The 6,940-nt window shown below is 62.7% G+C and carries 13 protein-coding genes; 1 reads left to right on the forward strand and 12 read right to left on the reverse strand.

What is annotated here, in order from left to right; translation table 11 throughout:
* Nucleotides 1-199 precede the first annotated feature (199 nt).
* Entirely contained in the window at nucleotides 200-1,228 is a 1,029-nt protein-coding gene (locus OP495_RS15845) for a site-specific integrase (RefSeq protein WP_280570656.1), read from the forward strand.
* Here the strand turns inward: OP495_RS15845 and OP495_RS15850 are convergent.
* The 12 genes from OP495_RS15850 to OP495_RS15905 are packed head-to-tail and all read right to left on the reverse strand — an operon-like array spanning nucleotide 1,225 to nucleotide 6,744.
* Nucleotides 1,225-1,443, reverse strand: a complete 219-nt coding sequence (locus OP495_RS15850; protein WP_280570658.1) for a pyocin activator PrtN family protein — start codon at nucleotides 1,441-1,443, stop codon at nucleotides 1,225-1,227. The genes OP495_RS15845 and OP495_RS15850 overlap by 4 nt on opposite strands.
* Entirely contained in the window at nucleotides 1,440-1,733 is a 294-nt protein-coding gene (locus OP495_RS15855; RefSeq protein WP_280570660.1) for a hypothetical protein, read from the reverse strand. Before OP495_RS15855 ends, OP495_RS15850 begins: the two co-directional genes overlap by 4 nt.
* A complete protein-coding gene (locus OP495_RS15860; protein ID WP_280570662.1) occupies nucleotides 1,730-2,227 on the reverse strand; it encodes a hypothetical protein in 498 nt (165 codons plus the stop codon). The genes OP495_RS15855 and OP495_RS15860 overlap by 4 nt, the downstream gene beginning before the upstream one ends.
* Nucleotides 2,220-2,429, reverse strand: a complete 210-nt coding sequence (locus OP495_RS15865) for a hypothetical protein (protein ID WP_280570664.1) — start codon at nucleotides 2,427-2,429, stop codon at nucleotides 2,220-2,222. Before OP495_RS15865 ends, OP495_RS15860 begins: the two co-directional genes overlap by 8 nt.
* A 15-nt stretch (nucleotides 2,430-2,444) precedes the next feature.
* The gene (locus OP495_RS15870; protein ID WP_280570666.1) at nucleotides 2,445-2,669 is read right to left on the reverse strand and encodes a TraR/DksA family transcriptional regulator; all 225 of its coding nucleotides are present in this window, start codon (nucleotides 2,667-2,669) and stop codon (nucleotides 2,445-2,447) included.
* The gene (locus tag OP495_RS15875; protein WP_280570668.1) at nucleotides 2,662-2,892 is read right to left on the reverse strand and encodes a hypothetical protein; all 231 of its coding nucleotides are present in this window, start codon (nucleotides 2,890-2,892) and stop codon (nucleotides 2,662-2,664) included. Before OP495_RS15875 ends, OP495_RS15870 begins: the two co-directional genes overlap by 8 nt.
* A gap of 28 nt (nucleotides 2,893-2,920) precedes the next feature.
* Nucleotides 2,921-5,218 carry a replication endonuclease gene (locus tag OP495_RS15880; RefSeq protein WP_280570670.1) on the reverse strand — a complete coding sequence of 766 codons (2,298 nt, stop codon included), beginning with the start codon at nucleotides 5,216-5,218 and terminating at the stop codon, nucleotides 2,921-2,923.
* Nucleotides 5,215-5,415, reverse strand: a complete 201-nt coding sequence (locus tag OP495_RS15885) for a hypothetical protein (RefSeq protein ID WP_280570672.1) — start codon at nucleotides 5,413-5,415, stop codon at nucleotides 5,215-5,217. The genes OP495_RS15880 and OP495_RS15885 overlap by 4 nt, the downstream gene beginning before the upstream one ends.
* Entirely contained in the window at nucleotides 5,415-5,840 is a 426-nt protein-coding gene (locus tag OP495_RS15890; RefSeq protein WP_280570674.1) for a hypothetical protein, read from the reverse strand. Before OP495_RS15890 ends, OP495_RS15885 begins: the two co-directional genes overlap by 1 nt.
* A gap of 48 nt (nucleotides 5,841-5,888) precedes the next feature.
* Nucleotides 5,889-6,281, reverse strand: coding sequence for a hypothetical protein (locus OP495_RS15895; RefSeq protein ID WP_280570675.1), 393 nt, complete (start codon nucleotides 6,279-6,281; stop codon nucleotides 5,889-5,891).
* A gap of 17 nt (nucleotides 6,282-6,298) precedes the next feature.
* A complete protein-coding gene (locus OP495_RS15900; protein WP_280570677.1) occupies nucleotides 6,299-6,559 on the reverse strand; it encodes an ogr/Delta-like zinc finger family protein in 261 nt (86 codons plus the stop codon).
* Nucleotides 6,556-6,744 carry a hypothetical protein gene (locus OP495_RS15905; protein WP_280570678.1) on the reverse strand — a complete coding sequence of 63 codons (189 nt, stop codon included), beginning with the start codon at nucleotides 6,742-6,744 and terminating at the stop codon, nucleotides 6,556-6,558. Before OP495_RS15905 ends, OP495_RS15900 begins: the two co-directional genes overlap by 4 nt.
* Between the last annotated feature and the right edge of the window lie 196 nt (nucleotides 6,745-6,940).

Raw genomic sequence — 6,940 nt, forward strand, 5'->3', positions numbered from 1 at the left:
ATCCATCATCGGGGCAATTGAAAACCGGCGAGCCTTTGAAATAGGGTCATGTGCTTTCATATCAACGACTTACCATGTTCGCTATACTGTATATACATCCTGTTTAGTCATCCCTGATACCGTCTAAAACCTTACTTGATGTACCATTGTTGCACCAATTTTCGGGCGTTAGCCGTTTACTGCTAAAGGGTGGTACACCATGGCGGCATTTCAGAAGCGCGGTACCCGATGGCGCGCCATTGTACGCAAGAAAGGGCACTCGGCACAGAGTAAGACATTCAGCACGAAGGCGCGGGCCCAGGCGTGGGCGCGGCAGGTGGAGGATGGTATCGAGGCTGGCGTGGTAGGTCAGAAGCCTGTACCGACGCTGAATAATTTACTCGATGGGCACCTGGTACACCTTGAGCAAACTTCCAACCGAGGGCGGAAGAACCGGACGTGTGCTAGCAAGCTGAAAGCAGGCCTCGATGGCGAGACCCTGGTGACCGAACTTACCTACAAAAGACTTCTCGATTACTGCCGGACGCGAATCGACGTCGACGGGGTTAAGCCGGCCACGACACAACTCGACATCATGTTTCTGTCAGGCGCGGTAACGACAGCGATAGTTGAGGGCATTTTGCCACCGGAGTATCGAGAGAAGATGATCGGTTGGCGTGAGGGGCTGAAGCGGGCGGGCGTGGTTGGCTCACCGCAAAGCCGGGATCGTCGGCCGACGGCTGATGAGCTCGAGGCGCTGTTGCTGCATACGAAACACAACCGAGCGCTTCGCCGTATTCGTTATTATGATCTTATCCGCTTCGCGGTCGATTCGTGCATGCGGCTGGATGAGATATGCAGCCTGTGCTGGGCTGATGTCGATCGCGAGGCGGGCACAGTTATCATCCGGCTACGCAAGCACCCGACACAGAAGGCCGACCAGATTGTGCCGTTGATGGGTGATAGCCAAGCGATTATCGAGGCGCAGCAGCGCAAGGACGAGCGTATTTTTCCTTACGGGTCTGAGTCGGTTTCAAACGGGTTTCGGCGTATCTGCCAATATCTCGATATTGATGACTTGCACTTTCACGACCTGCGCCATGAGGGGATTAGTCGACTTTTTGAGCGGGGCTATCAAATCCAGGAAGTGGCCCTGGTATCGGGCCATCGTGACTGGGGCAGTTTGCGGCGTTACGTGAACCTGAAGGCCGGAGATCTGGCGAAGCGTGATCGTGATCGAGAACTCTAGGCAACGCTCTCACGTTTCTGGTCGATGTATTTTGCAGCGTCGGCGATATGGACCATCGGTTGCCGCGCGGTGCGAGTCAGCGGTACCGGGAATGTGCCGGCGGCGATGCGGTTGCGTGCGGTCTGCAACTCGACACCCATGATATCCCTGGCGAAAACGTCTAGTGGGATCATAGGTTTTTCATAGACAGCAAGCAGCATGAATTCAGTTTTCATCGTGATCCCCTGTTCTTGGCCTTCCAGCGATTGAACCGATTACAGATGTGGTGAAATGCGTGCTCCGACTCGGCTTTTGTGTCGAGCTCCGCGCGGCTTTGGATGCCGCAGGCCTGGCACAGCCAGTCGCGGGCGTCCTGTTCGTTATGGGTACCGTCGGGTAGATCTCGCGCAGCGATGCCGAATTTGTGGCGCCGGCGGCGGTCGAGATAGAGGCGAAATGCTGCGTCTTGGCAGAGCATTGCCGCCTGGCGCGCCACCGCGCCGCCCCTGGACTGTTGGCTATTCACTCCGCACCCCCTTCGGCTTGACGGCGTATATCGTCGGCCTTGTGATTGGCGACATTGGCGCACCGGTGGTAGAAATCCGAATCAGACTGCCGCCGGGATTTGCTGGCCTTTTCACGCAGACGGTCGCGCACAGCCTCCGCGCCGTCCGCCTGCCACTGCGCTTTAATCTCCGGCGACGCTTGCGCGGCCCAGTCTCGACGGGCGCGCATGACCGCTTCGTCACGCATCTGGATAGCTTTTTCGCGGCACTCTGCATCGCGCCGAGCACGGCCGTTTCGCACTAAAAGGGCGGCATTCAGCGCCTTGATGGCGACGCCCAGGGCGTCGTCGCGGTCTGTGCGCGAGAAGAAGATGGCCACTTCGAGCTTGTGTAGGTCTGGATCAATGAAGACTGTGTCCTTCCACTCGCCACCCTCGAGGGCGGTGGCCATGCTGCGAATGCCGTCGCGGAGGCGCTGGTTTTCGTCGCAAAGCTCTTGATAGGTCTTATTCATTGGGGACACCTGCATCCTCGCCACTTTGCATCCAGTCCAGCATTGCTTGTCGACGCCAATTATCAGGGAAAATCGCATATATTCCGTTCGGCGCGACTGAGCGATCAATGCTGGCGATCTGCTTTTGCTCGCCTTCCGATACTTGGATGCAAATGGGCTCGTCGTTGCTGTCGTGCCACTGGTTCCCGATCTTTACTCTCATGACGTAACCCCCTTGTTAGCGGCGATGCCGCGCCTGGATTTCACGGATGCCCTGACAGTCGATACAGGTTCTCGCCCAGGGCGCGGCCTTGCGGCGCGCGGCGGGTATCTCGTCGCCGCATTCCGCGCACTCGGTACCAGGCGCAGCGGCCATGTCGACGCCGATGAATCGACGGTCAGCCAGGGCGGCGTCGACGTGTTGTTGCGCCAGGTCGGTGGCGCGATCGGCGTTATCAGCCATGGGTCATTTCCTCCACGCTCTGGCCGTCGCGGTAGGTGCAGCGGTGCTCCTGGATCGCGCGACGTAATTCGTCTTCGCTCTCGAACGCCACGACCATGGCGTAGCGGTGGTGTGTTTCGCCGGCGTTGGGGCTCATCACGGCGACTTCGCCGGCGTCCTGCAAGATACCGGTGGGCTGTTGCGGCTGGGTGCGCCTCACGGCCGCGCGTTGTTCGCGTTGCATAGCGGTGTCCTCTCGTTTTGGTTTCTGGTTACAGGCCATCCGGGAAAAACTCGTCTGGCTCGGGTTCGGGGTGCGCAACGGGGCCCACGTTCAAGGGCGCGTTGCGTACCAGCTCGGCTTCGATCTCCGCCGCCTCGAGGGCGGCGACCATGTCGGGGCTCGTTATCCACTCGCGGTATCGCGAAACCTGTTCCGCGAGGGTTTTTTCGTCCGGTTGGTTGGGGGTGAAATCAGCCCCCGTACAGTTAGTGACACAAGTCCAAGGGGCCCCGGCTTCGCCGGGTCCCGAACTGCCGGCCCCTGCGGCGCGTTGCTTGGGCCGTACCTCCCAGCGATACACGCGGGTGAGGTACTCCGCTTCGCGCCCTTTGTGGTCGCGAGCGACTAATCCCCAGGTCGCTTTCACCGGCTCGCCGTAGCGGCCTTGGGCTTGAATGTCGCTGTTTATCTCGCCGGTGGCGTGGCTGAATTCATCGCGCTTGGGGTCCATGCGCTGCACCGTCCAGGGGCGGACGGGGCGATCCTTGCGTGGTGTGTTGGGGCCACCCATGAGGCGCAGGAAGACATCCCACTGGCCTGCGTTGGCTGCCTGGCGTATCGCGTGGAAGCGCTCGGCGGCCGTCGGCGCGGGGCGCGTTGCGGCCTCCCAGTCTGCGAGCTGTTGCTCCTGGCGCTCGGTGAGGCGGCGCACCTCGCGCCACACGGTGACGCTCGGCAGTCCCACGAACTGAAACTGGCGAATACCCCACGTCGCTGCCCATGCCTCGATACGCGGCGCGATCTCGCTCAGGTCGTGATCGTAGCGGTCGAGGTTGTCGCCCTCGACGCCGTCGCGGGTGAACTGCTCGCCGTTGATGTTTTTGCTGATGTATTTCGCCACGTAGCCGGCGGCGGTGCCGCGCGTGTGGTCGATCTTCACCGCTTTGAAACGTGCGGTGGTTTTCTGGCCACGCCCGTCGAACAATTCTTCGGGGGCTTCTTCCTCGGCGTAGGCGCGCAGGATCTCGGTCACTGCCTGCTCGGCCTCGGGCGCCATCCAAACGAGTAGATGCCAGTGCGGGGTGCCGTCGTGGTGGGGCTCCACCACGCGAATGCCGTAGATGCCGTGGCCATCGCGTGCCAGCTTGGCGCGGGTCTTCGCCCACACCTGTTGAATATGCTGTTGTGCCTCGCGCGGGGTCGCGCCGACGTACTTGTGATTGCGGCGGGCGCTGCTGGCGAGCACGGGGTGAAAGCGCGAGGGCGCGGTGATGGTGTAGAACACGCCCACGTGCCCGAGGCGACGGGCCTCGCTCTCAGTGTCGCGGATGCGGAGCATCAACTCCGCGCGACGGTGATCGGGGTTCGAGAGGCCCAACTCGGCGAGCTCGGCCAGCGTGTAGGCCTGGCCGTGTTGATTGATCGCCTCGATGGTTTCGAGCAACGTCCGGTTGCGCACCTTCTGCTGACGCCGGCGCTCAATGGTCACGTCACTGCAATAGATGCCCGCGCGCTTGTGCACGCGGTGCGCCTCGCGCTGGACCTGCTCGAGACGTTCGCCGGCGAGGCGGCGCAGTTTGCGGCGCCACCATTTCGAGCACGATAGCCGCGCGACCTGGTAGGCGGTTTTGCTCTTGGAATCAGGCGGCACGATGCCGTGTTGGCGTGCCCGCGCTCGGGCGCGGCGTAACGCCAGCTCATCGGCCACGGCGATGGACATCACCGGCGCGCGGCGCCATGTGAATACGGCCATCAACGGAATGCCCACCGGCGGCGGCGTCAGCGGGTTACGCGCCTCGGCGATGGCGCGGGCTATTTCGCGGGCCTGGCCGGAAATGCTGTTGCTCGTCAACGGCGGTAGAGACTGCGAGGGCGGCAGCAGCCCCAGGCGTAGGCGGCGGTTGTGCTGGGCGATGTTGCTGATCAGGCGGCTACGCTCGTCGTCGATGGCGCGTGCCTGCGCCTCGGCGTGATTGACCAGGGCGTCATCGTCATGGGTGCAGTTGAACGCGCCAATGCCAAGGCGCTTTTCGACACTTTGCAGCCATGCGCAGCCCGCCTGGATGCCCTCGATAGTGATCTTGCCGCGCCCACGCAAGCCGCGAAAACCGCGCTTGAGGTCGCCTGCGATACGCTCGAAGCGCCGATACACGCGCGAGGGCTCGATAAGATCGCGCGTTTGACGCCGCAACCAGCGGTTGCCGGCGGTGTTGCCGTAACGCTTGGCGACATGCACGAAACCGGCGGCGAGGTCATCACGCAGCGAGGGCAGTGATGCGAAAATAGCCTCACGCCACTGCCGGCACTCATGCGTGCCGAACGCCAGAGATTGCTCCAACGCCGTCATGCGCTCACCCGGACGTCGGAGTCCTCGGCGGCGTCTTGCAAGATGGCGTCGATGGTGATCACCGCGCCGCGCAGTTCGTCGGTTTTACGTCGCAGGGCATTGGCGAATTCGGCCTGGCCGTTGCTGTCGAGACGCTTGGCCTCACATTCCAATGCCTCGAGGCCCTGATACATATCGGTCATGTTGCGCTCGCTCATCACTCGACACCTCGCTCGATCAGTGCCAGCCAGTGCAACGCGGCTTTGGTGTTGCCTTCGTCGAGGGCGGCGCGTGCGTGTGATGCGAGATCTCGGCTTGGGTGTGGGCGGTCGCCCTCAAGGCGGTCACGCAAGCGCTTGCCGTAGCCGCTCATGCGGTGGATGGCGCTACGAATCGAGCGGCGCGTGGCGCGGGGCATGGCTTCGATAGCACGGCGCGCATCGTCGGCGTCGCCGCGGGCGCTGGCGAGTACCGCGCGGCGTTCGGCGGTTTCCATCTCGGCCCACAGTTCGGCGAGGTCGCGGTCCTCGCAGCGATCGTGCAGTTCCGCGCGCAGGGCGCCCCATCCGGCGCGGCCGTCTGGCTCGACGAGTGGTGCGTCCTGGGCGGGGCGAGTGGGTAGCTGATGCACGGATGCAGACATGGTCACCTCCAACGATGCGGGTTCCGGGAGCGGTTCGAGTGGCGCGGGTTAGTGCTCGAGGACGACGGGGCGGCGGCGGTCGCGGTCGACGACCACAGCGCGCTCTTCCTTTCGGGCCTGCTCGAGCACGCGCATCAGGTCGGTCACGGTGAACACCGCCGGGCCGCCGTCCTTGGTGTGCAGCACCACGACGCTGGAGGTGGTGGCATCGACGTCGATTCTTGCGGCCTGGTTGGCTGACTCGATCTCCGCGTAGGCCTGGACGGCGACCAACTCGGCGCTGGTTTCGGACATGTCGTGATTGACGATGAGGTGCTCGATGCAGTTGGCCAAGGCGGTGACCCGGTTCTCCCAGCGGTCCCGGAATAGCTGGGCGGTGGCCAGGTTGTGAGCGTCCAGTTGCGGCGCGATGGCGGTAACGTTTTTGGCGGTGCTGTTCATGGTGTTGTTCTCCAGTATCAGTTGGCTGCGTGGGCGCGCTTGGTGATCAGTTCCCGCAGGCGTGGCACAAACGGCAACGCCACCGTGGGGTTGGGTATGTCGCTGGGCGCGATGGTGTGGGTGATCTCGATGCTGGCCTTGCCACGCCATCCGCAGTCTTCGTTGCGGCATTCAAAAATCGCCTCGCGGTACAGCGGCGTCAGGCCCTGCGATTTGCGAACGCGCAGGTTCTCGCCGCAATGCGGGCATGGAATGCGGTGGCGGTTATGTACGGTCATCGATGTTCTCTCCCTACGGGATAAAGGGCGCGCCCGCGTCCGGTGAGGCTTGCCGTGCCTTTGCGTAGCCGGCGGCGCACCAGGAATTCGGCGGCTTGTTCCTGGGTCTCGAGCCCTTCCTGGCATCGCACCTGCTCGAGTAGGTCCTCGGTCTGGGCGTCGATGGCGAGGGTTTCATCGGGCATGAAAAGGGGACTCCTTGAGGTCCTCAAAAGGGCCTCGTTTTAGCCGGCGTGTTGGGCAACACTGGCGGTATCGAGATCGTTGATGCCCAGTGTCTCCAGGGCTTCCTTGAGGATGAGCTGGCGCAACAACGTGGCGCGCTCGATGCCGGTGTAATCGACCATCGCGTCGATTAGTCGGGCCTCATAGGCGTCGAGG

Origin of the sequence: Chromohalobacter sp. 296-RDG, assembly GCF_029889885.1 — a bacterium.
Lineage (GTDB): Bacteria > Pseudomonadota > Gammaproteobacteria > Pseudomonadales > Halomonadaceae > Chromohalobacter.